At 61.8% G+C, this 23,998-nt stretch carries 17 protein-coding genes; 14 read left to right on the top strand and 3 right to left on the bottom strand.

From position 1 onward, the window contains the following. Positions 1–94 precede the first annotated feature (94 nt). On the bottom strand, positions 95–589 hold the full coding sequence (locus tag ACR30Z_RS02690; RefSeq protein WP_144648599.1) for an aminoacyl-tRNA deacylase: 495 nt from the start codon (positions 587–589) through the stop codon (positions 95–97). Beyond that, on the bottom strand, positions 589–1,788 hold the full coding sequence (locus tag ACR30Z_RS02685; protein WP_144648598.1) for an acetyl-CoA C-acetyltransferase: 1,200 nt from the start codon (positions 1,786–1,788) through the stop codon (positions 589–591). The genes ACR30Z_RS02690 and ACR30Z_RS02685 overlap by 1 nt, the downstream gene beginning before the upstream one ends. A gap of 440 nt (positions 1,789–2,228) precedes the next feature. Between ACR30Z_RS02685 and rpoB the strand changes: the two genes are divergently transcribed. From rpoB to ACR30Z_RS02645, 8 genes are all read left to right on the top strand, one after another. Beyond that, a complete protein-coding gene (gene rpoB, locus ACR30Z_RS02680) occupies positions 2,229–5,735 on the top strand; it encodes a DNA-directed RNA polymerase subunit beta (RefSeq protein WP_144648597.1) in 3,507 nt (1,168 codons plus the stop codon). Positions 5,736–5,840: 105 nt separating this feature from the next. Next, a complete protein-coding gene (locus ACR30Z_RS02675; RefSeq protein ID WP_144648596.1) occupies positions 5,841–9,740 on the top strand; it encodes a DNA-directed RNA polymerase subunit beta' in 3,900 nt (1,299 codons plus the stop codon). A gap of 414 nt (positions 9,741–10,154) precedes the next feature. Next, positions 10,155–10,529, top strand: coding sequence for a 30S ribosomal protein S12 (gene rpsL / locus ACR30Z_RS02670; protein WP_009358312.1), 375 nt, complete (start codon positions 10,155–10,157; stop codon positions 10,527–10,529). Position 10,530: 1 nt separating this feature from the next. Further along, the gene (rpsG, locus tag ACR30Z_RS02665; protein WP_003803829.1) at positions 10,531–11,001 is read left to right on the top strand and encodes a 30S ribosomal protein S7; all 471 of its coding nucleotides are present in this window, start codon (positions 10,531–10,533) and stop codon (positions 10,999–11,001) included. A 69-nt stretch (positions 11,002–11,070) separates the two neighbouring features. Further along, positions 11,071–13,185: an elongation factor G gene (gene fusA, locus ACR30Z_RS02660; RefSeq protein ID WP_011775599.1), complete on the top strand. Its 2,115-nt coding sequence runs from the start codon at positions 11,071–11,073 to the stop codon at positions 13,183–13,185. Between the two features lie 231 nt (positions 13,186–13,416). Then, positions 13,417–14,607, top strand: a complete 1,191-nt coding sequence (tuf, locus tag ACR30Z_RS02655) for an elongation factor Tu (RefSeq protein ID WP_011775598.1) — start codon at positions 13,417–13,419, stop codon at positions 14,605–14,607. Positions 14,608–14,763: 156 nt separating this feature from the next. Then, on the top strand, positions 14,764–18,912 hold the full coding sequence (locus tag ACR30Z_RS02650; protein ID WP_434371130.1) for a hypothetical protein: 4,149 nt from the start codon (positions 14,764–14,766) through the stop codon (positions 18,910–18,912). Between the two features lie 28 nt (positions 18,913–18,940). Beyond that, a complete protein-coding gene (locus ACR30Z_RS02645; RefSeq protein ID WP_280115942.1) occupies positions 18,941–19,066 on the top strand; it encodes a hypothetical protein in 126 nt (41 codons plus the stop codon). Positions 19,067–19,086: 20 nt separating this feature from the next. On the opposite strand, the gene ACR30Z_RS02640 is transcribed toward ACR30Z_RS02645, so the two are convergent. Beyond that, positions 19,087–20,520 carry a GH1 family beta-glucosidase gene (locus ACR30Z_RS02640; protein ID WP_144648594.1) on the bottom strand — a complete coding sequence of 478 codons (1,434 nt, stop codon included), beginning with the start codon at positions 20,518–20,520 and terminating at the stop codon, positions 19,087–19,089. A 383-nt stretch (positions 20,521–20,903) separates the two neighbouring features. Here ACR30Z_RS02640 and rpsJ point away from each other — a divergent pair, with 383 nt between their 5' ends. The 6 genes from rpsJ to rpsS are packed head-to-tail and all read left to right on the top strand — an operon-like array spanning position 20,904 to position 23,967. Beyond that, a complete protein-coding gene (gene rpsJ / locus ACR30Z_RS02635) occupies positions 20,904–21,212 on the top strand; it encodes a 30S ribosomal protein S10 (protein ID WP_003803825.1) in 309 nt (102 codons plus the stop codon). Between the two features lie 17 nt (positions 21,213–21,229). Beyond that, the gene (gene rplC / locus ACR30Z_RS02630; protein WP_018776685.1) at positions 21,230–21,880 is read left to right on the top strand and encodes a 50S ribosomal protein L3; all 651 of its coding nucleotides are present in this window, start codon (positions 21,230–21,232) and stop codon (positions 21,878–21,880) included. 4 nt (positions 21,881–21,884) lie between these two features. Next, positions 21,885–22,502, top strand: coding sequence for a 50S ribosomal protein L4 (gene rplD, locus ACR30Z_RS02625; protein WP_089595800.1), 618 nt, complete (start codon positions 21,885–21,887; stop codon positions 22,500–22,502). Continuing rightward, positions 22,499–22,804 carry a 50S ribosomal protein L23 gene (rplW, locus tag ACR30Z_RS02620; RefSeq protein WP_011775593.1) on the top strand — a complete coding sequence of 102 codons (306 nt, stop codon included), beginning with the start codon at positions 22,499–22,501 and terminating at the stop codon, positions 22,802–22,804. The genes rplD and rplW overlap by 4 nt, the downstream gene beginning before the upstream one ends. A 29-nt stretch (positions 22,805–22,833) precedes the next feature. Next, positions 22,834–23,673, top strand: a complete 840-nt coding sequence (gene rplB / locus ACR30Z_RS02615) for a 50S ribosomal protein L2 (RefSeq protein ID WP_011775592.1) — start codon at positions 22,834–22,836, stop codon at positions 23,671–23,673. 12 nt (positions 23,674–23,685) lie between these two features. After that, positions 23,686–23,967, top strand: coding sequence for a 30S ribosomal protein S19 (gene rpsS / locus ACR30Z_RS02610; RefSeq protein ID WP_011775591.1), 282 nt, complete (start codon positions 23,686–23,688; stop codon positions 23,965–23,967). The last annotated feature ends 31 nt before the right edge of the window (positions 23,968–23,998 follow it).

Below are 23,998 nucleotides of genomic sequence, written 5' to 3'. Positions count from 1 at the left end.
TGTGGAAGCCCCGTCCGGTTCGCCGGGCGGGGCTTCCTGCGTTTAAGGTCCCCTACCGGGGTTCCGTCGGCTGGGTTCGATCAGTTGGGTTCGATCAGTTGGGTTCGCTGATGTCCGCTACCACTGCGCCAAGTGCGGCGGTGAGGGCGTCTGCGTCTACGAACGCGCTGCGGCCGTGTGCCCCGGCGCCCATGGAGATGCGTCGCCCCGTGATGGTGGCATCGGCGTAGACGGGCCACGGGGTGGTGCTTCCCAAGGGAGTGATGGTTCCACGTTCGTAGCCTGTGGCTGCCAGGGCGACGTCGGCGTGGGGGAGCGAGAGCTTGTTGACACCCACCAGCGCGCGCAATTTTGGCCAAGAGATCTGGCGGTCCCCGGGGATGAGCGCAAACAGGAAAGTTCCATCGCGGTGCTTGACCACCAGCGACTTCACGATGTCGGCAGGGCTAATGCCCAGAATGCCCGCGGCCTCTTCCAGGCTGCGGGCAGCAGGGCGCTCGACGACGTCAACGTCCAGTCCGCGGGCGGCCGCATCGGAAAGGAACCGTTCGGCACCATCCATGCCCGGCCCAATCGCTTCGCCGGCCATCAGTCGCGGTACAGGAGGAGTGCTTCGCCCTGGCCGCCACCGCCGCACAGCGAAACGGCGGCTTTGCCCGTTCCCCGACGCTTGAGTTCATGGGCGGCGTGCAAGGCCAACCGTGCGCCGGATGCCCCGATGGGGTGCCCAAGGGCTATGGCGCCACCATGGATGTTGCACTTTTCCAACGGATATTGGAGGTCCTTGAGGGACTGGACGGCGACGGAGCCGAACGCCTCATTGATCTCGATGAAGTCCAGGTCTTCTGCGGTCCAACCGGCACGCTTCAATGCCTGTGCAATGGCGTTGGACGGCTGGGAGTGGAGCGAATTGTCCGGTCCGGCAACCTGGCCTGGCTTGCCAACGACGGCAAGGTAGTCCAGTCCGTTGTCCTCGGCGAAACGGCGACTGGTCAGCACCAGTGCGGAGGCGCCGTCGGACAGTGGGGAAGAGTTGCCTGCAGTGATGGTGCCGTCCGTGGCGAAGGCGGCCTTCAGCGGGGCCAGGGTCTCAACCGTGGTGTTGGGCCTCACGCCCTCGTCCGTGGTGAGGACCAGGGGATCGCCCTTGCGCTGCTTGACGCGGACCGGAGCGATTTCGACGTCGAAAATTCCGTCAGCGACTGCGGCAGCGGCGCGCTGGTGGGAGGCAGCCGCAACTTCGTCCTGGGCCTTGCGGTCGATGCCGAGCGTCACGTTCTTGGTTTCCGTGGAGAGGCCCATGGACTGGCCATCGAACGCGTCCGTCAGGCCGTCGTGCGCGGCGACGTCCAGCGCCTGGATGGCGCCGTACGTCCAGCCCTGCCGGGATCCCGGGAGGAGGTGTGGCGCGCGGGTCATGGATTCCTGGCCACCGGCGACAACCACCGTTGCGTCGCCGCTGCGGATCAAGCGTGCGGCATCGATCACGGCGGTCAGGCCGGACAAGCACACTTTATTGATGGTGACAGCCGGGATGTTCCAGCCGACTCCCGCAGCGATGGCACTCTGGCGGGCGGGGTTCTGGCCGGCCCCTGCTTGGAGCACTTGGCCCATGATCACGGCGTCCACCTGCTCAGCCTTGACGCCGCTGGCTGCCAGGGCGGAGCTAATGGCATGTGCGCCAAGGTCGACGGCGGTGAAGCTCGCCAGTTGTCCGTTGAGCCGACCCTGTGGGGTGCGGGAAGCGGCAAGGATGACAACGTCATTGTCGTCAGCGGAGTTGGTCATGGTCTCTCTTCCGATCCGGGAGTGGTGTACCAAGGCTATCGCGGGGCGTACGCCAGCCTACCCATTCAACGGTTATGGCCGTCGCCGCATTCCGGTGGGCTGTTCCGGCGGGCAGTTCCACGGTCGCCCTCCACCTGGAGATCCTGCTTAGGTGCCTGCAGCAACGGTGCTTGCAATCACGGACGATCTGGGGTAGACAGGAAGGCTGCTTTGCCGTATCGTAGATATTTGCGTCTTCCCTGTTAACCTTCAGCCTTCATATAGCGGTGGGCTTTACCTCTCAGCTGCGTCATTGACGTGCCGTTCCGAAACGTGCACGGCCATGAGCAGGCTGGGTCCGGGTCATATAGCGGAACCGGAATAAGTATGCTGCGGAGCACTCTGCAGGATGCAAACGGGGGAGATCTGAAAACGCCTGAAGGTCTGTGGAAGGATCCCTCTTGGTCGCCTCGAGCACCTCTAATAACGAAACCGCTAACACGGCAAGCACCGATGGTGCCACCCGCCGCCTCTCATTCGCAAAGATTCACGAACCCCTTGATGTTCCGAATCTTCTCGCCCTGCAGACGGACAGCTTTGACTGGCTCGTCGGAAACGAACGCTGGCAGGCGCGGGTAGCGAAGGCTGTCGAGGAGGGCGACCTCAGCGTCGCCACCACCTCCGGACTTGCCGACATCTTCGAAGAGATCTCCCCAATCGAGGACTTCCAGGGCACCATGTCCCTGAGCTTCTCCGAGCCGGAGTTCGCTGATCCGAAGTACACCATGGCCGAATGTAAAGACCGTGACGCCACCTACTCGGCACCGCTGTATGTCAAGGCCGAGTTCATGAACAACAACACGGGCGAAATCAAGCAGCAGACCGTGTTCATGGGCGACTTCCCCCTCATGACTGAAAAGGGAACGTTCGTCGTCAACGGCACCGAGCGTGTCGTTGTCTCCCAGCTGGTCCGCTCGCCGGGCGCCTACTTTGAGCGCACCGCTGACAAGACCAGTGACAAGGACATCTTCACTGCGAAGATCATCCCGTCCCGTGGAGCATGGTTCGAACTCGAAATCGACAAGCGCGACCAGGTCGGCGTACGCCTCGACCGCAAGCGCAAGCAGTCGGTCACCGTTCTGCTGAAGGCCCTCGGCTGGACCGAAGGCCAGATCCTGGAAGAGTTCGGCCAGTACGACTCCATGCGCGCAACGCTGGAGAAGGACGCTACCGAAACCCGCGAAGACGCGCTTCTGGACATCTACCGCAAGCTGCGTCCGGGCGAGCCGCCCACAGTCGAGGCTGCCCAGTCCCTGCTGGACAACCTGTACTTCAACGCCAAGCGCTACGATCTTGCCAAGGTTGGCCGTTACAAGATCAACCGCAAGCTCGGCATCGACCGCTCCCTTGGCGACAAGGAAGCGTCGGTCCTGCACGTTGAAGACATCGTTGCCATGATCAAGTTCCTCGTTGCGCTCCACGCCGGCGAGAAGACCCTCATGGGCAAGCGCGACGGCGAAGACCACGAGCTCCGCGTCGACATCGATGACATCGACCACTTCGGCAACCGCCGCATCCGCGCCGTTGGCGAACTGATCGAGAACCAGGTCCGCACCGGCCTTTCCCGCATGGAGCGCGTCGTCCGCGAACGCATGACCACGCAGGACGTCGAGGCCATCACGCCGCAGACGCTGATCAACATCCGTCCCGTTGTTGCAGCCATCAAGGAGTTCTTCGGAACCTCCCAGCTGTCGCAGTTCATGGACCAGAACAACCCGCTTTCGGGTCTGACCCACAAGCGCCGCCTGTCGGCCCTTGGCCCGGGTGGTCTGTCCCGTGACCGCGCAGGCATGGAAGTTCGAGACGTTCACCCGTCCCACTACGGACGTATGTGCCCCATCGAAACTCCTGAAGGCCCGAACATTGGTCTGATCGGTTCGTTGGCTTCCTACGGCCGCATCAACCCGTTCGGCTTCATTGAGACGCCGTACCGCCTGGTTTCCGAGGGCGTCGTTTCCGATGAGGTTCAGTACCTCACGGCAGACGACGAAGCAGAGGTCCTGATCGCACAGGCCAACGCTCCGCTGGACGCTGACAAGAAGTTCTCCGAAGAGACTGTCCTTGTCCGTGCCCGTGGTGGTGGAGGCGAGCCCGTTCTGGTTCCCGCTGCAGACGTTCAGTTCATGGACGTTTCCCCGCGCCAGATGGTGTCTGTGGCAACTGCCCTGATTCCGTTCCTCGAGCACGACGATGCCAACCGTGCACTCATGGGTGCCAACATGCAGCGCCAGGCCGTGCCGCTGGTCCGTTCCGAGGCTCCCTTCGTGGGCACCGGCATGGAGCGCGCAGCAGCAGTCGACGCCGGTGACGTTGTCATCGCGAAGAAGGCAGGTGTGGTCACCGAGGTTTCCGCCGAGCTCGTTGTGATGATCAACGACGACGGTACCGAGACCAACTACCGCATCAACAAGTTTGCCCGCTCCAACCAGGGCAACTGCTACAACCACCGTGTCCTGGTCAACGAAGGCCAGCGCCTGGAAGTTGGCGGCATCATCGCCGACGGTCCCGCAACGGACCAGGGTGAACTCGCCCTCGGTAAGAACCTGCTCGTGGCATTCATGTCATGGGAGGGCCACAACTTCGAGGATGCCATCATCCTGTCCCAGCGCATTGTTGCTGAGGACGTCCTTTCCTCCATCCACATCGAGGAGCACGAAATTGATGCCCGCGACACCAAGCTTGGTGCCGAGGAAATCACGCGTGACATCCCCAACGTGTCCGAGGAAGTCCTGGCAGGTCTTGACGAGCGCGGCATCATCCACATCGGTGCCGAGGTTGAAGCCGGCGACATCCTGGTCGGTAAGGTCACCCCCAAGGGTGAAACCGAACTGACCCCGGAAGAGCGCCTTCTCCGCGCGATCTTCGGTGAGAAGTCCCGCGAAGTCCGCGATACCTCCCTGAAGGTGCCCCACGGCGAGTCCGGTACGGTCATCGGCGTGCGCGTCTTCGACCGCGACAACGACGACGAACTGCCCCCGGGCGTGAACCAGCTGGTCCGCGTCTACGTTGCAGCCAAGCGTAAGATCACCGACGGCGACAAGCTCGCCGGCCGTCACGGCAACAAGGGCGTCATCTCCAAGATCCTCCCGATCGAGGACATGCCCTTCCTTGCGGACGGTACCCCGGTGGACATCGTCCTGAACCCGCTGGGTGTTCCGGGTCGAATGAACGTTGGACAGGTCCTGGAAACCCACCTCGGTTGGGTTGCCAAGACCGGTTGGAAGATCGAAGGCGAGCCGGAGTGGGTCAAGAACCTCCCGAACCTGCCCCGTGAAACCGGCCAGACCACCGTTGCCACCCCGGTGTTCGATGGCGCCCGCGAAGAAGAAATCACGGGCCTGCTCGACTCCACCAACGTGACCCGCGATGGCGATCGCCTGATCGACTCCTCCGGCAAGACGCGTCTGTTCGACGGCCGCTCCGGCGAGCCGTTCCCGGACCCGATCTCCGTCGGTTACATGTACATCCTGAAGCTCCACCACTTGGTGGACGACAAGATCCACGCCCGCTCCACCGGCCCGTACTCCATGATCACGCAGCAGCCGCTGGGTGGTAAGGCTCAGTTCGGTGGCCAGCGCTTCGGTGAAATGGAAGTGTGGGCGCTCGAAGCTTACGGTGCCGCCTACACGCTTCAGGAACTCCTCACGATCAAGTCCGATGACATCCATGGTCGTGTGAAGGTCTACGAAGCCATCGTCAAGGGCGAGAACATCCCTGAGCCTGGCGTTCCCGAGTCCTTCAAGGTCTTGATCAAGGAAATGCAGTCGTTGTGCCTGAACGTGGAAGTTCTTTCCACGGACGGAACCACGATCGAAATGCGTGACTCTGATGACGCAGTCTTCACGGCTGCGGAAGAACTGGGCATCGATCTGTCTCGTGCAGAGCCCAGTTCCGTAGAAGAGGTTTAGCAGCCGTTCCGGCGGGTGAGGGCAATGTCATTGCCCGCCGGGACAGCTCCCTCTTCCCGTAACCAAGACTTCAGAATTTAGAGAACAAGAGAGAACAGGGACCATATGTCCAGCGAATCCTCCTTCGGCCTCATGCAGATCGGCCTCGCCACCGCGGAAGACATCCGCGGATGGTCTTACGGTGAGGTCAAGAAGCCGGAAACCATCAACTACCGCACACTCAAGCCCGAGAAGGACGGCCTCTTCTGCGAGAAGATCTTCGGCCCGTCCCGCGACTGGGAATGCTACTGCGGTAAGTACAAGCGCGTCCGCTTCAAGGGCATCATTTGCGAGCGTTGTGGCGTTGAAGTCACTCGCGCCAAGGTGCGCCGTGAGCGCATGGGCCACATTGAACTGGCCGCGCCTGTAACCCACATCTGGTACTTCAAGGGCGTTCCCTCGCGCTTGGGCTACCTTTTGGACCTGGCACCGAAGGACCTTGAGAAGGTCATCTACTTCGCCGCCTACATGATCACGAGCGTTGACACGGAAAGCCGTCACGCCGAATTGCCGAACCTCCAGGTCGAGCACGACCTCGAGAAGAAGCAGATGGTGGACAACCGCGACAGCGACATCGCCACGATCGCCCGCGACCTTGAAGACGAGCTTGCCCGTCTTGAGGGCGAAGGCGCCAAGGCTGCCGACAAGAAGAAGGCCCGCGACTCTGCTGACCGCCAGATGGCGAACGTCCGCAAGCGTGCCGACGCCGACATCGAGCGCCTCGAGCAGGTTTGGGACCGCTTCAAGAACCTCAAGGTCGCTGACCTTGAGGGTGACGAGGGCCTTTACCGCGAACTGCGCGACCGCTACGGCTTGTACTTCGAAGGCTCCATGGGTGCCGAAGCCATCAAGAAGCGTCTCGAGACCTTCGACATGCAGGCTGAAGCCGAGTCCTTGCGCGACACCATCCAGAACGGCAAGGGCCAGCGCAAGACCCGCGCCCTGAAGCGACTGAAGGTTGTCAACGCATTCCTGACCACCAACAACAGCCCGCTCGGCATGGTTCTGGACGCCGTCCCGGTGATCCCGCCGGAACTGCGCCCGATGGTCCAGTTGGACGGTGGCCGCTTCGCGACCTCCGACCTCAACGACCTCTACCGTCGTGTGATCAACCGCAACAACCGACTCAAGCGCCTGCTTGACCTCGGTGCTCCGGAGATCATCGTCAACAACGAGAAGCGCATGCTTCAGGAAGCTGTTGACAGCCTCTTCGACAACGGCCGTCGTGGCCGCCCCGTTACGGGTCCGGGCAACCGTCCGCTGAAGTCCCTGAGCGACATGCTCAAGGGCAAGCAGGGTCGCTTCCGCCAGAACCTGCTCGGTAAGCGCGTCGACTACTCCGGCCGTTCGGTCATCGTTGTCGGCCCGCAGCTGAAGCTGCACCAGTGTGGTCTGCCCAAGCAGATGGCCCTGGAGCTCTTCAAGCCGTTCGTGATGAAGCGCCTGGTTGACCTTAACCATGCCCAGAACATCAAGTCGGCAAAGCGTATGGTCGAGCGTTACCGTCCGCAGGTTTGGGACGTACTGGAAGAGATCATCACCGAACACCCGGTGCTGCTCAACCGTGCACCTACCCTGCACCGCCTCGGCATCCAGGCCTTCGAACCGCAGCTTGTGGAAGGCAAGGCAATCCAGCTTCACCCGCTGGTTTGTGGCGCCTTCAACGCTGACTTCGACGGCGACCAGATGGCAGTCCACCTGCCGCTGAGCCCGGAGGCCCAGGCCGAAGCACGCATCCTGATGCTGTCCTCGAACAATATCCTGAAGCCGTCCGATGGCCGTCCGGTGACCCTGCCTTCGCAGGATATGATCATCGGCCTGTACCACCTGACCACCAAGCGCGTCGGTTCCGCCGGCGAAGGCCGCATCTTCTCCTCGGTTTCGGAAGCGATCATGGCGTACGACGCCCGTGACCTGCACCTGAACTCCCAGGTCAAGATCCGCCTTGACGACTTCGTGCCGTACGCAGGGTGGGAAGCTCCGGAAGGTTGGGAGCCCGGTCAGCCGGCCCTCGTTGAAACCTCCCTGGGCCAGGTCATCTTCAACCAGACGCTGCCCGAGGATTACCCCTGGGTTGAGGCTGTTGCAGACAAGGGCGAACTGTCCCGGATCGTCAACGACCTCGCCGAGCGTTACCCGAAGGTTGTTACGGCGGCAACGCTGGACAACCTGAAGGATGCCGGTTTCTACTGGGCCACCCGTTCGGGTGTCACTGTGGCAATCTCCGACATCGAGGTGCCTACTTCCAAGCCCGCCATCCTGGCTGGTTACGAGAACATGGCCGCCAAGATCCAGGGCCAGTACGACAAGGGCCTGATCGACGACGACGAGCGTCGCCAGGAACTGATCGAGATCTGGAACAAGGCAACCAACGAAATCGCCCAGGCGATGCGCGACAGCCTGTCCCCGATGAACACCATCAACCGCATGGTGTCCTCCGGTGCACGTGGTAACTGGATGCAGGTCCGCCAGATCGCGGGTATCCGTGGTCTTGTGGCCAACCCGAAGGGTGAGATCATTCCCCGCCCGATCAAGTCCTCCTACCGTGAGGGCCTGTCGGTTCTGGAATACTTCATCGCCACGCACGGTGCCCGTAAGGGTCTGGCCGATACCGCTCTGCGTACCGCCAACTCGGGTTACCTGACCCGTCGTCTGGTGGACGTTTCGCAGGACGTCATCGTCCGTGAAGAGGACTGTGGCACTGAGCGCGGTCTGGTCACCCCGATCGCCGTGCCGGATTCCAACGGTGAGCTCGTCCTGGACGAGAACGTCGAGAACAGCGCCTACGCACGTACGCTGGCTGTCGACGTCGTCGATGCCCAGGGCAACGTCCTGGCTGCCGGCGGCACCGACTGCGGCGACGTCGTCATCGACCAGCTGCTGGCTGCAGGCATCACCGAGGTCAAGGTCCGCTCCGTACTCACCTGTGAGTCCAAGGTGGGCACCTGCGCCCTTTGCTACGGCCGCTCGCTGGCCACCGGCAAGACCGTGGACATCGGCGAGGCCGTGGGCATCATTGCCGCACAGTCCATCGGTGAGCCCGGTACCCAGCTGACCATGCGTACGTTCCACACCGGTGGTGCTGTTTCCGCCGGTGGTGGCGACGACATCACCCAGGGTCTGCCCCGTATCCAGGAGCTCTTCGAAGCCCGTACTCCGAAGGGTGTTGCACCGATTGCTGAAGCAGCCGGCCGCATCACCATTGAAGAGTCCGAGCGCCAGATGCGCTTGGTCATCACTCCGGACGATGGTTCCGAAGAGATTGCCTACCCGGTGCTGCGCCGTTCCCGCCTCCTCATCGAGGATGGCGAGCACGTCAGCGTCGGCCAGAAGCTGATCAACGGTCCGGTGGACCCGAAGCAGGTTCTGCGCATCATGGGCCCGCGTGCCGCTCAGAAGTTCCTTGTGGACGAGGTTCAGGGCGTTTACCGCAGCCAGGGTATTGGTATCCACGATAAGCACGTCGAGGTTATCGTCCGCCAGATGCTGCGCCGCGTGACCGTCATCGAGTCCGGCGATTCCGACTTGCTCCCCGGTGAGCTTGCAGAGCGCGCCCGCTTCGAAGACGAGAACCGCCGCGTCGTATCCGAGGGCAAGTCCCCGGCTTCGGGTCGTCCGGAACTCATGGGTATCACCAAGGCTTCCTTGGCTACCGAGTCCTGGCTGTCGGCAGCTTCCTTCCAGGAGACCACCCGCGTCCTGACGCAGGCGGCCATGGAAGGCAAGAGCGATCCTCTGCTCGGCCTCAAGGAAAACGTCATCATCGGTAAGCTCATCCCGGCTGGTACGGGTCTGCCCCGCTACACAGAGGTCACTGTGGAGCCGACGGAAGAAGCAAAGGCAAGCCTGTTCACGGGCCCCAGCGCTTTCACCGACTTCTCCTATGACGCCCTGGGCGGCGACGGCGCTCCTGAGTTCCACGCCATCCCGCTGGATGACTACGATCTCGGCAACGACTTCCGCTAGAAGCGGCAGTCGGCGTTATGACGGTCAGGCCCCGCACTTTCGAGTGCGGGGCCTGACCCGTTAACACAACCCTGAAAGCCGACCCGGGGGAGAGCGGAGGACGACGGCGGAAGCCGGCTGCCGCCGTCGTCCTCCATACACCCGATTAAGGCGTCAGATCAAGCCGTGCTAGACTTTTGGTAATTGTTCTGTGTGGCAGTGGATGAAGGCCGCCGCAGCATCATTTTGGTTTTGTTCTCATGGTGCTGGGTGGAGCCTGTTTCCGGGTTGCGGGCAACATGCGCAACGAATGCCGCACTTTTGCACGCCTACCGGAGTTTTCGGCCGGCTGCACGAGCAACGCCAAAGTTCCCACGTTTACACTGGCTGGCGCCTGTGTGTGGGGGCAGAGATCAAACAACGGAGAACACGAAAGTGCCTACGATTAACCAGCTGGTCCGCAAGGGCCGCACGCCGAAGGTCTCCAAGACCAAGGCTCCCGCGCTGAAGGGCAGCCCGATGCGCCGCGGTGTTTGCACCCGCGTTTACACCACCACCCCCAAGAAGCCGAACTCGGCTCTTCGTAAGGTGGCACGTGTGCGCCTCAACGGTGGCGTTGAAGTTACCGCTTACATCCCGGGCGTTGGCCACAACCTCCAGGAGCACTCCATCGTGCTCGTCCGTGGTGGTCGTGTGAAGGACCTTCCGGGTGTCCGCTACAAGATCGTCCGCGGCGCACTCGACACCCAGGGTGTCAAGAACCGCAAGCAGGCCCGCAGCCGTTACGGCGCAAAGATGGAGAAGAAGTAATATGCCTCGCAAGGGTCCGGCCCCGAAGCGGCCGCTAGTTTCCGATCCCGTTTACGGCTCCCCGTTGGTCACGCAGCTGATCAACAAGGTTCTGGTTGACGGCAAGAAGTCCACCGCAGAGCGCATCGTTTACGGTGCACTCGAAGGTGCACGTGCCAAGTCCGGCGGCGACCCCGTTGCCGCCCTCAAGAAGGCCATGGACAACGTCAAGCCTTCCCTCGAGGTGCGTTCACGCCGTGTTGGTGGCGCCACCTACCAGGTTCCGGTTGAGGTCAAGCCGGGTCGCTCCACCGCCCTCGCTCTGCGTTGGCTCGTGGGCTACTCCAAGGCCCGCCGGGAGAAGACCATGACTGAGCGCCTCCAGAACGAAATCCTGGATGCCTCCAATGGTCTTGGTGCCGCTGTGAAGCGTCGCGAAGACACCCACAAGATGGCCGAGTCCAACAAGGCCTTCGCACACTACCGCTGGTAAAAACTTTCCGGACGCCGCCGGCTCACTGAGCCGGCGGCGAACGTGTAGTCCATCCGAAAGGGAGACCCCGTGGCACAGGACGTGCTTACCGACCTTAATAAGGTCCGCAACATCGGCATCATGGCCCACATCGATGCCGGCAAGACCACCACTACCGAGCGCATCCTGTTCTACACGGGTGTGAACCACAAGATCGGCGAGACGCACGACGGTGCTTCGACGACTGACTGGATGGAACAGGAAAAGGAACGCGGCATCACCATCACGTCTGCCGCCGTGACTTGCTTCTGGGACAAGAACCAGATCAACATCATCGACACCCCGGGCCACGTTGACTTCACCGTTGAGGTTGAGCGCTCCTTGCGCGTCCTCGACGGTGCAGTCGCAGTGTTCGACGGCAAGGAAGGCGTGGAGCCGCAGTCCGAGACTGTTTGGCGCCAGGCTGACAAGTACAACGTGCCGCGTATCTGCTTCGTCAACAAGATGGACAAGCTGGGTGCTGACTTCTACTTCACCGTAGACACCATCATCTCCCGCCTTGGTGCCAAGCCGCTGGTTATGCAGCTGCCCATCGGCGCCGAGAACGACTTCATCGGTGTTGTTGACCTCCTCGAAATGCGTGCCCTGGTTTGGCCGGGCGACGCTAAGGGTGACGTCACCATGGGCGCTTCCTATGAAGTGCAGGAAATTCCGGCGGACCTCCAGGCCAAGGCCGAAGAGTACCGTGCACAGCTCGTTGAGACTGTGGCCGAAGCTTCCGAAGAACTCATGGAGAAGTACCTCGAAGGTGAAGAACTCACCCTCGAAGAGATCAAAGCCGGCATCCGCAAGATGACCATCAACTCTGAGCTCTACCCGGTCTTCTGTGGTTCTGCCTTCAAGAACCGCGGCGTGCAGCCGATGCTGGACGCTGTTGTTGACTTCCTGCCGAACCCGCTCGACGTCCCGCCGATGATCGGTCACGATCCCCGCGACGAAGAGAAGGAACTCACCCGCAAGCCGTCTGCAGACGAGCCGTTCTCGGCCCTCGCCTTCAAGATTGCTGCGCACCCGTTCTTCGGTCAGCTGACCTTCGTCCGCGTGTACTCCGGTCACGTCGAGGCCGGCGCCCAGGTGGTCAACTCCACCAAGGGCAAGAAGGAACGCATCGGTAAGCTGTTCCAGATGCACGCCAACAAGGAAATGCCCGTAGAGGGCGCTACCGCCGGCCACATCTACGCAGCTATCGGTCTGAAGGACACCACCACGGGCGACACCCTGTGCGATGCGAACAACCAGATCGTTCTCGAGTCCATGAGCTTCCCGGAGCCCGTGATCTCGGTTGCTATCGAGCCCAACACCAAGGGTGACCAGGAGAAGCTCTCCACGGCCATCCAGAAGCTCTCCGCTGAGGACCCGACCTTCCAGGTCTCCCTCAACGAAGACACGGGCCAGACCATCATCGCCGGCATGGGCGAGCTTCACCTGGACATCCTGGTGGACCGCATGCGCCGCGAGTTCAAGGTCGAGGCAAACGTTGGCAAGCCGCAGGTTGCTTACCGCGAGACCATCAAGCGCGCCGTTGAGCGCCTTGACTACACGCACAAGAAGCAGACCGGTGGTTCGGGTCAGTTCGCAAAGATCCAGATCGCGATCGAGCCGATGGACACCGCTTCAGGCGAGCTGTACGCGTTCGAGAACAAGGTCACTGGTGGCCGCGTTCCCCGCGAGTACATCCCGTCGGTTGACGCCGGTATCCAGGATGCGCTGAACGACGGCGTCCTGGCCGGTTACCCGGTTGTTGGCATCAAGGCCACGCTGATTGACGGCGCGTCCCACGATGTTGACTCCTCGGAAATGGCGTTCAAGATCGCCGGCCGTATGGCTTTCAAGGAAGCTGCACGCAAGGCGAACCCTGTTCTGCTTGAACCGCTGATGGATGTTGAGGTCCGCACACCTGAGGAATACATGGGTGATGTTATTGGTGACCTGAACGCCCGCCGTGGCCAGATGCAGTCCATGGAGGACGCAGCAGGTGTGAAGGTTATCCGTGCACACGTTCCGCTGTCCGGCATGTTCGGCTACATCGGTGACCTGCGGTCCAAGACCCAGGGTCGCGCTGTGTACTCGATGACGTTCAACAGCTACGCGGAGGTCCCGAAGGCAGTAGCCGACGAGATCATCCAGAAAACCCGCGGCGAGTAATCTCCCGGTAACGGATGCAATTCCGGTATCGGGAAGGCATCTAAGCGTGTGAGGCGGGGCTGCGGCGAGAGTCGCGGCCCGGCCCCTGCGCAAACAGGCTCTAGGAACTAAGATTGGTTCCTGAATCTGCAATTTCACCAAAACCAAGCCCCCAAGTAGACTTGCTAAAGTTTCTGCCGCGAAAAGCGCGGCCGAGGAGCACTTCACTTGAAATCGTTCTAGGAGGAACCTGTGGCAAAGGCAAAGTTCGAGCGGACTAAGCCGCACGTCAACATCGGCACCATTGGTCACGTTGACCACGGTAAGACGACGCTGACTGCCGCCATTTCCAAGGTGCTGTACGACCAGTACCCGGATCTCAACGAGCAGCGCGACTTCGCGTCGATCGACTCCGCTCCGGAAGAGCGCCAGCGCGGTATTACCATCAACATCTCCCACGTGGAGTACCAGACCGAGAAGCGTCACTACGCACACGTAGACGCCCCCGGTCACGCTGACTACATCAAGAACATGATCACCGGTGCTGCCCAGATGGACGGCGCAATCCTCGTGGTTGCCGCAACCGATGGTCCGATGGCTCAGACCCGTGAGCACGTTCTGCTCGCCCGCCAGGTTGGTGTTCCCTACCTGCTGGTCGCACTGAACAAGTCCGACATGGTTGATGACGAAGAACTCCTCGACCTCGTCGAAATGGAAGTTCGTGAGCTCCTCAGCTCGCAGGGCTTCGATGGCGATGAGGCTCCGGTTGTTCGCGTTTCCGGTCTGAAGGCTCTGGAAGGCGACCCGGTTTGGGTCAAGTCCGTCCAGGACCTGATGGCAGCTGTCGACGAGTCCGTTCCGGACCCCGTACGTGACCGCGACAAGCCGTTCCTGATGCCGATCGAAGACGTCTTCACGATCACCGGTCGTGGCACCGTTGTTACGGGCCGCGCCGAGCGTGGAACCCTCGCCATCAACTCCGAGGTCGAGATCGTTGGCATCCGCCCGATCCAGAAGACCACGGTTACCGGTATCGAGATGTTCCACAAGCAGCTCGACGAAGCATGGGCCGGCGAGAACTGTGGCCTCCTGCTCCGCGGTCTGAAGCGCGACGATGTCGAGCGTGGCCAGGTTGTCGTCAAGCCGGGTTCCATCACCCCGCACACCGACTTCGAGGCTAACGTCTACATCCTTTCCAAGGACGAAGGCGGACGTCACAACCCGTTCTACTCCAACTACCGCCCGCAGTTCTACTTCCGTACCACGGACGTAACCGGCGTTATCACCCTGCCGGAAGGCACGGAAATGGTTATGCCTGGCGACAACACTGAGATGACCGTTGCGCTCATCCAGCCGATCGCTATGGAAGAGGGCCTCGGCTTCGCTATCCGCGAAGGCGGCCGCACCGTTGGTTCGGGACGTGTCACCAGCATCATCAAGTAGTTTCTACTTGTAGATCTGTGACCTTCCGGCTCAACCGGTAGTTACGCACAGAAGAGCCCCACCGCTTCGGCAGTGGGGCTCTTCTTTGCTATGATTATTCAATCGAATGGATAAACGCCGTGCAGGTTCTGCGCCCGGCGCGACCAAGGAGCTGTCATGAATGCATTGCTCGTACTCGTGCTCCTCATTGTGACGGGGACGCTGAGCTATGTCCTGGGCGTGAGGCAGGGTCGCAGGGCGACACCGGGCGGCGCTCCGGGTCCTGTCCAACGCGACGGCGGCGCCTATCAGGCAGGTTACCTCGCCGGGCATGTGGCTGGCTGGCGTGATGCGGAGGCCAAACGGCAGGGGAGTGCGGCTCAACCGACTCCCCAGGTGGCCCCCGCTCCCGCGCCGGTGAACCTGCCACCGAATCCTGCCTACATCCAGTCGCCGGTACGCCTACCGGCTCCACCTGCCGCGCCTGCCCCGTTCCCTGCCGTCGCTGCGCAGCGGCCTTTTGTCCAACCTCAGCAAAATGTAACCCGGCCTCAGCAGCCGCCTATGGCTCGGGAGACGCCCGAAGCTGCGGCGGCCCGGAAGGCAAAGCGGGACCAACAGAACATCAACATCACCTTGTATGTCGCCAGCCTTTTGCTGGTGGCTGCTGGTGCCCTGTTCGTAGGCACGAGCCTTCCTGAACTTTTCCGATTCGTGGGAATCGGGTTCATTACGGTCCTCTTTTACGTTTCGGGTCTTGTCGTCCATGCCCGGGTGCCCCGCTTGCGTCCTGCCGCGATTGCCTTCGTTGGCACTGGCTTGGCGCTTATCCCTGTGACGGGTCTGGCAATGTACAACTTCGTGCTCCACAACGGTCCGGCGGCTTGGTTGCTGACGTCCCTGCTGGGAACCATCGCTTATGCCTACACAGCCGTCCGGTTGGACAATAAGGTCCTTGCCTTCCTGTCCCTGAGCTTTGTTGTGTCCACGGCGTGGTCGGGCGTGGCAATGCTTGGGGGTGCGTTGGCCTGGTACTTCACGGCCCTGATCGGCGTGGCAATCGCGTTGACGCTTGGAGCGCTGCTCCGACCCCGTTGGATCCCTCCGCTTTATGTCCGCCCGCTGATGCTGCTCCACCCATTGGTGGTTCCCCTTGTGGCGTTGGCAGTGACTTTGACACCGCACCTTTTGTCGAAGGGGGAGTATGCACTGGTCATGGCGATGTGTGGGATCTACTTCGCAGTGATGGTCTTTGTACCGGGCACCCTGTACAGGATTCAGCATGTTTACGCCGCACGGGCCGCCTTGACCCTTGCACTCCTCGGTTTGGTGTGGGACATCACCGAAGATGTCAGCACGGTGATGCTTGCTGCAGTTATCTGCCTCGGCGTTCAATCCATCGGAGTGGCCCTGGGCGGGGAAAAGCTGGCTCCACGCCTTTGGTTGACCGATGCTGTCTGGTGCCTTGGCCTGCAACTGGTTACCTCAGCCATCCTCACAGTGGTGCTGGGCCTTGGCAGGTACCAGCTGCCAGTTGAAGTCCCCCTGTATGTGGCGATGCTGACCGCCATGGTGGTGGGGTGGAAACTGGGCATGGGGTCGGAGTTCGCCCCAGCCGCAGTTCTCGGAGTGGCTCTGCCTGTTGTTGGACTGCTCGGGTCATGGCCTGTTTCAATACTCCTCGCGTCCTCCGCCGTCTATTGGGGACTTCGGGCGACCATACAGCCAAGTGCCCACCGACAGCACCTGATCCTCGCCGGCCGGATCGCCCTGACCCTGGCTGCACCGGCGGTAGCGGCGGGGGTATTCGAGGGGAGCCAGCAACGGGCGGTGCTTTCCTTGGTGGCCCTTGTGGCTTCGGCTGTAGTGCAGCAGCTGGTAAGCGCTGGGCTGGTTCGTGCGGGCGTCCGGCTCGTGGCGCCCCTGTCCTCAGTGGCTGGATTCGGGGCCGCCGCAGTGGCGGGGCTTCTTGCCCTCACGGTATTCGATCACGACGCCGGTCACCCGATGGTCGCCTCTTCGGTTTTGCTTGTTCTCTCCGCCGGTGTGGCTTCCGGCCTGCTGCTCCCTTGGCAGGTGGAGGCCAGAGGTGGTCCCACCGTGTGGCGCCCCACGCTGGGCGAACTCCTGGCTCCCGCAACGGCCGTTGTAGCGGGTGTGGTTGCGGCAGCTGTGGTCTCATTGACCTGGGGCAATGTGGTTCTTTTGGTGGCCGTGGGCTACTTCTGCGCGACCGCCCTGCGGATTCCGGCGTCATTCCATCGCCAGGCGTACTGGTGGTTGTCGCGGGCGAGTGCCACCGTACTGGCAGCAACCGCCTACGCGGATGCGACCAACCATGGATGGCACCTGCGACTGGCCGGCGAGGCTCCCAGCGTCGCTCTAGTCATCGTGTCGGCAGCGGCCCTCCAGCTGGCCCTTCCCTTGCTCTCGGGTTTCCGGCGCCGCTTCCCTCGGGCTTCCATGATTGACTCCGGCGTCGTCGTGGGAGTTATGGCCGCGGCCTCCACCGTCCTGACCGTCGCCAGTGTGACGGGAGAACCGGTGTTGCGTGATGGATGGCAGCCAGGCTTCGCGGCAGTGGTAACTGCCCTTGCGGCAGTCACCTGCGGTGTGGCTCTTCGACACCACCCCGCCGCATGGACGTTCGCACCTGCCGCTTTCGGCCTGCTCATCGCGCTGAGAATGGGGAACGTCCGCGATGTTGAGATCCTGTTGGGCGTCTTCGCCGCCTACAGCGGCTTCATGGCAACGGCCGTCAGGGGCCGCGTTGCCCGGGGCGGGTATGTGCTCGGCGTCCGGGGCCTCATCGCCGTCTTCATCGCGGTGGTGGTAGCTGATGTGACGGCGTCGCCAGCAGCGGTATCCATGTCAATGGCCCTGGTACTGGTGTTGCAGCACGTGCTGACATGGATCTTGAACAGCCGGAAGGTGGATGTCGCCTTCCAACCCACCCTGGTGTGGGTCACCCTGGGTGCCCAGCTCGCGTTGCCTTTGGTGTACGTTGTGGCGGGAGATTACGACGACGGCGGCCGGTGGGTGGTCCTCGTCGAGTTGGTCCTCGTGCTGGCTTCCGCGGCGGTCACCTCCCGTGCGCTGGGTGCACGTAGATCCCAATACTTCGGTGTGGCAGCGACCGGGTCGATGGTCATGGCTGCCGGACCAGCACTGACGTTCCCTCCTGGCACCTGGCTCCATGAACCCTTGCTTGAGAAATCCCAGGTCCCGCTTGTGCTCCTTGCACTCGCCGTTGCCATGATGGGGGCCCGAGTCGTCTTCCAGCGGCGACGGATGGCGGGACTGTCCGCTGGCGACCACCCGGACCGTTGGTTCTGGTTGGTGTCATCCCTGGCTTTCATCGCTGCCGGTGGACTCTTGGCCTTGGATGTTTCCACAGCCCTCGCCGGGTTGGCGGTGCTGGTGCTGGCGTCTACGCTGTTCGCTGCGTCCCACCTCGAGCGGCTACCTCGCCTTTATGCCGCAGCTGCCCCTTCTGTGCTGGTAGGTGCCGCACCCGCCGTCGAAGGTTTGCTGGGCGGCCTGCCAGCGGGGGTGTGGAGCGATTACGCGCCCTGGCTCGTGGGTGGAGTGGGCACCGCGTTGGCCATGTATGCGATCAGGATTCTCGGTGGGGCGTCCATCAAGGAAGAGTCGTGGCGCCGGAACGCCGTAGCTGCAACCGCAGCTCTGGCACTTGCTTGTTCTGCCGCAGTGGGGCTAGTGCACGATGAAACATCCTTGCTCGGCTTCGCCTTGGTGGTGGCAACCGGTGTGCTGGTGGTTGCCGAGATTCCTTACGGCAAGTGGCTTGCGGGGGAGATTGCAGGCTTGCTGGCCATGGCTTCCCTCCAAAGGGCAATGCTGTTCGTGGACGGGGCCAAGCCCGATTGGTTCTGGACTGCGCAGTGGTACGTCATAGCCGGCGCTGTTATAGCAGGGCTGCGCTATATGAAGCGGGAGCGGAGCGATGGCTTGCTGCGATTGTGCCTTGCCGCGGGTGCGCTGTCCCTGACGTCCTTGGGAACGATCTTGGGTGGTACCACATCGCAGCAACTGTACGTTCTGGTGGCACACGTGGTTCTCCTGGCGGCCGGGCTGCTCCTGGCCGAAAGGGTGTTCGTGTGGTGGGGGGCGGCTGGTGTTGCGTTGAGCGTGATGTGGGCGCTTCGTTCATACGCCTTCGCCATGCTGGCGCTGGTTGCCGTGGCCTTGATTGTGCTGGCAGTGTGGCGCCTGAACCGGAAACCTCCAGCGGCCACCGGGTTGCCGGCACCCGGAGGAGATCCGAGTGATGCCCCTTCGCGGAGCCGGGACGTCATCCGATAATGTTGCAGTCTAGGCAGAGGAGCGCACCATGGAATTCCTGATTTTCCTGGCAGTCATCGTCGCTATCGGCGGCGGAGTGCTGTGGGGCCGCAAGAACTTTCGGAACGAGATTGAACGGGCCAAGCGCATCAGGCGCGCCAACAAGAATCAATAGGCTGATTTAACCTGCCTGGGCTACGCGGGATGGTTGCGCGCACGTCCCAGGGCGCGATACCAGTAGAAGGAATCCTTGGGAGTCCTTTCCAAGGACTCGAAGTCCACGTGAACAAGGCCGAAGCGTTGTGAGTACCCCGCGGCCCACTCAAAGTTGTCCAGCAGCGTCCACACATAGTAGCCGCGTAGATCCACGTCTTGGGCCAGGCCCCCCGGACCTGTCGCGGTCAAGGCGTGGCCCAGGTGCTCAGCCAAATATGTGATGCGGTTGGTGTCTTGGACAGGACCGTCAACATGGGCGGGTTCGGGGAAGCTGGCTCCGCCTTCCGTGATGTACAAAGGTGGAAGGGCGTCCCCGTAGCGGTCCTTCATCTCTCGCAATAGCAATGCCAGATGTTCGGGTGCCACCGGCCAGCCGAAGCCCGTCGTGTCGTACTCCTGGTAGGCGGCCAAGTGGAAGGGAACTTTGGTCATTTCCGGAGAGGTTCCGGTGGGGATCTCCGCCGGACCGGGGCCCGCCGCAACCTTGATGGGATAGTAGTAGTTGAGCCCATAGAAATCCAAGGGTTGGCTGATCAACGCGAGGTCGCCATCGTGGATGGTGCCCAGGGATCGGAACCAAGGTTTCATGGGAAGCGGTGGCTTGGGGTACTGGCCGAGCAGTATTGCGTCGGCATAGACACGGTTCAGGATCAGATCGAAGGACTGGGCCATCAGGCGATCACCCAAGCTGTTGCTGGCGGGCTGGACAGGGGAATGCATGTTGGAGACCCCAACCTCTCCTTTGACCCCCGCGGTCCGGAGCGCCTGGACCGCCAGGCCGTGCCCGAGTAATTGATGATGGGCGGCTGGGAGGGCATCGAACAACAACTGGCGACCCGGAGCATGAACGCCCAAAGCGTAGCCCTGCAGAGTGACGGACACTGGCTCGTTCAAGGTGACCCAGCGTTCCACACGGTCACCGAAGCGCTCTGCGGCGGCGGCGCAATAGACCGCAAAGCGTTCGGCTGTGTCCCTGTTCATCCAACCGCCGGCGTGTTCCAACTCCAACGGGGTGTCCCAGTGGAACAAGGTGGCCATGGGGGAGATGCCGGCGGCCAGGAGTTTGTCGATCAGGCGGTCATAGAAGTCCAGCCCCCGCTGATTCATTGCCCCCTTGCCACCGGGCTGGATGCGCGGCCACGAGAGTGAGAAGCGGTACGAATCTATGCCGAGCTCCTGCATCAATGCGATGTCTTCATCAGAGCGGTTGTAATGGTCGCACGCTACGGTGGGGGAGCCGCCGTCGACAATTGCTCCCGGCTTTTCGGCGAACGCATCCCAGCCCGATGGGCCGCGGCCGTCCGCGGTGAGCGAGCCCTCGATCTGGAAAGCAGCGGCGGCCACGCCAAGCGTGAAACCCGGACGCAACCGCGCGGCGAGGTCTTCCACGGAGCCTGAATCCTGGACGGTCATGCCCCCATCTTCCTCAGCCGCTGGCGGCCGGGCAATGGCCCCCAAGGGCCCGATTGGCCTTTGCCCCACATTTCCGCCATACTGGATGAGTTGTTCAAGCGCTTCTTCGTGTCCCGATCCGGATAATGCCGGGTGTCAGGGTCCAGGTTGAAGCCCAAACATAACCCTGAACCCCATGGAATGCGGTCGAGTCTGCGTGGAAATCGCGACACGCCCGACCGCGGGGGTCGGTGCGCCGGCAGGTTGAGGAACCCGGAATATCCGGATTCAGCTTGTGCGGCGTGTGGTGGTACAACCTCAAACGCTTCGGCGGCCACATCAACAGGTAAGTAAACAGAGCAGCCCTAACTAGAGCAGCACTAGCTGAAAGAGAGTCAGGCGACATGGCGGGACAAAAAATCCGCATCCGGCTGAAGTCATATGACCACGAGGTCATTGATGTTTCAGCGCGGAAGATCGTTGAGACGGTCACGCGCGCAGGCGCAACGGTAGTCGGCCCGGTGCCGCTGCCCACGGAGAAGAACGTTTACTGCGTTATTCGCTCTCCTCACAAGTACAAGGACAGCCGTGAGCACTTTGAAATGCGTACTCACAAGCGTCTGATCGACATCATCGACCCCACGCCGAAGGCCGTTGACTCGCTTATGCGTCTCGACCTGCCTGCAGACGTGAACATCGAAATCAAGCTCTAGGGAGGTGCTGAGAGACTATGACCGCAACCCGTAACGTAAAGGGCCTGCTGGGCACGAAGCTCGGCATGACCCAGGTCTGGGACGAGAACAACAAGCTCATCCCGGTAACTGTCGTCCAGGCTGACTCCAACGTCATCACGCAGCTGCGCAACGCAGATGTAGATGGCTACGTCGCCGTCCAGATCGGCTACGGCCAGATCGACCCCCGCAAGGTCACCAAGCCGCTGGCTGGTCACTTTGAAAAGGCTGGCGTCACCCCTCGCCGCCACGTCGTCGAACTGCGTACCGCAGACGCCGCATCCTACGAGCTGGGCCAGGAGCTCTCTGTTGAGATCTTCGAAGCCGGCCAGAAGATCGACGTCGTCGGCACCTCAAAGGGTAAGGGCTTCGCCGGTGTTATGAAGCGTCACGGCTTCCACGGCGTTGGCGCTTCCCACGGTGCCCACAAGAACCACCGTAAGCCTGGCTCCATCGGTGGCGCATCCACCCCGAGCCGCGTCTTCAAGGGCCTGAAAATGGCCGGCCGCATGGGCGCCGAGCGTCACACCACGCTGAACCTCACGGTTCACGCTGTTGACGTTGAGAAGTCGCTGCTCCTTATCAAGGGTGCCGTCCCCGGTGCCCGCGGCCAGGTCGTACTCGTACGCACCGCCGTGAAGGGAGCCTAGTTCAATGACTAGCACTGTCAAGGTAGACCTGCCTGCAGAGATCTTCGACGTCCAGACCAACGTGCCGCTGCTGCACCAGGTCGTCGTCGCACAGCTCGCTGCTGCACGCCAGGGTACCCACAAGACGAAGACCCGCGCCGAGGTTTCCGGTGCAGGTCGCAAGCCGTTCAAGCAGAAGGGTACCGGCCGCGCCCGTCAGGGTTCCATCCGTGCTCCTCACATGACCGGCGGTGGCGTTGTCCACGGTCCGACCCCTCGTGACTACAGCCAGCGCACCCCTAAGAAGATGAAGGCTGCTGCACTCCGCGGCGCCCTGTCTGACCGCGCCCGCAATGGCCGCATCCACGTCATCGCTGAACTGGTAGCCGGCACCAAGCCGTCCGCCAAGGACGCACTGGCTTCGCTGCGCTCCGTTACTGAGCGCAAGAACCTGCTCGTCGTTATCGAGCGCGCCAACGATGTTGCTGCACTTTCCGTGCGCAACCTCCAGGATGTTCACGTTCTGTACGCAGACCAGCTGAACACCTACGACGTGCTTGTCTCCGACGACGTGGTCTTCACCAAGGCTGCTTTCGAGGCGTTCGTCGCTGACAAGGCAAAGAACGAGGAGGCCTCCAAGTGAGCGTAACCACCATCAAGGACCCGCGCGACGTCGTGCTTGCACCCGTCGTATCGGAAAAGAGCTACGGTCTGATCGACGAAGGCAAGTACACCTTCCTGGTGGACCCTCGCTCGAACAAGACCGAGATCAAGCTGGCCGTCGAGAAGATCTTCTCGGTCAAGGTTGACTCGATCAACACCATCAACCGTGCCGGTAAGCGCAAGCGCACCAAATTCGGCTGGGGACAGCGCAAGAGCACCAAGCGTGCAATTGTCACCCTCAAAGAAGGCACAATCGACATCTTCGGCGGTCCGCTCGCGTAGCGGAGACCACTTTAACGAGGAAATAAATTATGGGAATCCGTAAATACAAGCCGACTACCCCGGGCCGTCGTGGCTCGAGCGTAGCCGACTTTGCTGAAATCACGCGATCGACTCCGGAAAAGTCGTTGCTGCGTCCGCTGCACAAAACCGGCGGCCGTAACAACTCCGGTAAGATCACCACCCGTCACAAGGGTGGTGGGCACAAGCGCCAGTACCGTCTGATCGACTTCCGTCGTCACGACAAGGACGGCATCAACGCCCGCGTTGCCGAAATCGAGTACGACCCGAACCGCACGGCTCGCATCGCACTCCTGCACTACGTTGATGGCACCAAGCGTTACATCATCGCTCCTAACAAGCTGTCCCAGGGTGACTTCGTCGAGGCTGGTCCTGACGCTGACATCAAGCCGGGCAACAACCTGCCGCTGCGCAACATCCCGGTTGGTACCGTAATCCACGCAGTTGAACTGCGTCCGGGTGGCGGCGCCAAGATGGCTCGTTCCGCAGGTGCTTCGGTACAGCTCGTTGCCAAGGAAGGCCGCTTCGCACAGCTGCGTCTGCCCTCCGGTGAAATCCGCAACGTTGACGTGCGCTGCCGCGCAACCGTCGGCGAGGTCGGCAACGCCGAGCAGTCGAACATCAACTGGGGCAAGGCCGGCCGTATGCGCTGGAAGGGCGTTCGCCCGACAGTCCGTGGTGTAGCCATGAACCCGGTTGACCACCCGCACGGTGGTGGTGAAGGTAAGACTTCCGGTGGACGTCACCCGGTTAACCCGAACGGCAAGCCCGAGGGCCGTACCCGCCGTCCGAACAAAGAGAGCGACAAGCTTATTGTTCGTCGCCGCCGTACTGGCAAGAACAAGCGATAGGAGCCTGGACACATGCCACGCAGCCTGAAAAAAGGTCCTTTCGTTGACCAGCACCTCTTTGTGAAGGTCGCACGGGAAAACGATAAGGGCACCAAGAACGTCATCAAGACCTGGTCCCGCCGTTCGATGATCATCCCCGACATGCTCGGGCACACGATCGCCGTACACGACGGACGCAAGCACATTCCGGTGTTTGTCACTGAGTCGATGGTCGGGCACAAGCTCGGCGAATTCGCTCCCACGCGGACATTCCGCGGCCATGTTAAGGACGACCGTAAGGGCAAGCGCCGCTAGGCGCCTGACCTTACGTCTTAGACGAGAGAAG

This window comes from Paenarthrobacter sp. FR1, from assembly GCF_051106045.1.
GTDB lineage: Bacteria > Actinomycetota > Actinomycetes > Actinomycetales > Micrococcaceae > Arthrobacter > Arthrobacter nitroguajacolicus_A.
This window is presented reverse-complemented; position numbering and strand designations above follow the sequence as displayed.

Bases quoted from the DNA above. Each gene is read 5' to 3' on its own strand.
- ACR30Z_RS02690 (WP_144648599.1), bottom strand. From the start codon at position 589: ATGGCCGGCGAAGCGATTGGGCCGGGCATGGATGGTGCCGAACGGTTC.
- ACR30Z_RS02685 (WP_144648598.1), bottom strand. From the start codon at position 1,788: ATGACCAACTCCGCTGACGACAATGACGTTGTCATCCTTGCCGCTTCC.
- ACR30Z_RS02675 (WP_144648596.1), top strand. From the start codon at position 5,841: ATGTCCAGCGAATCCTCCTTCGGCCTCATGCAGATCGGCCTCGCCACC.
- rpsG (WP_003803829.1), top strand. From the start codon at position 10,531: ATGCCTCGCAAGGGTCCGGCCCCGAAGCGGCCGCTAGTTTCCGATCCC.
- ACR30Z_RS02650 (WP_434371130.1), top strand. From the start codon at position 14,764: ATGAATGCATTGCTCGTACTCGTGCTCCTCATTGTGACGGGGACGCTG.
- ACR30Z_RS02645 (WP_280115942.1), top strand. From the start codon at position 18,941: ATGGAATTCCTGATTTTCCTGGCAGTCATCGTCGCTATCGGCGGCGGA.
- ACR30Z_RS02640 (WP_144648594.1), bottom strand. From the start codon at position 20,520: ATGACCGTCCAGGATTCAGGCTCCGTGGAAGACCTCGCCGCGCGGTTG.
- rpsJ (WP_003803825.1), top strand. From the start codon at position 20,904: ATGGCGGGACAAAAAATCCGCATCCGGCTGAAGTCATATGACCACGAG.
- rplC (WP_018776685.1), top strand. From the start codon at position 21,230: ATGACCGCAACCCGTAACGTAAAGGGCCTGCTGGGCACGAAGCTCGGC.
- rplD (WP_089595800.1), top strand. From the start codon at position 21,885: ATGACTAGCACTGTCAAGGTAGACCTGCCTGCAGAGATCTTCGACGTC.
- rplB (WP_011775592.1), top strand. From the start codon at position 22,834: ATGGGAATCCGTAAATACAAGCCGACTACCCCGGGCCGTCGTGGCTCG.
- rpsS (WP_011775591.1), top strand. From the start codon at position 23,686: ATGCCACGCAGCCTGAAAAAAGGTCCTTTCGTTGACCAGCACCTCTTT.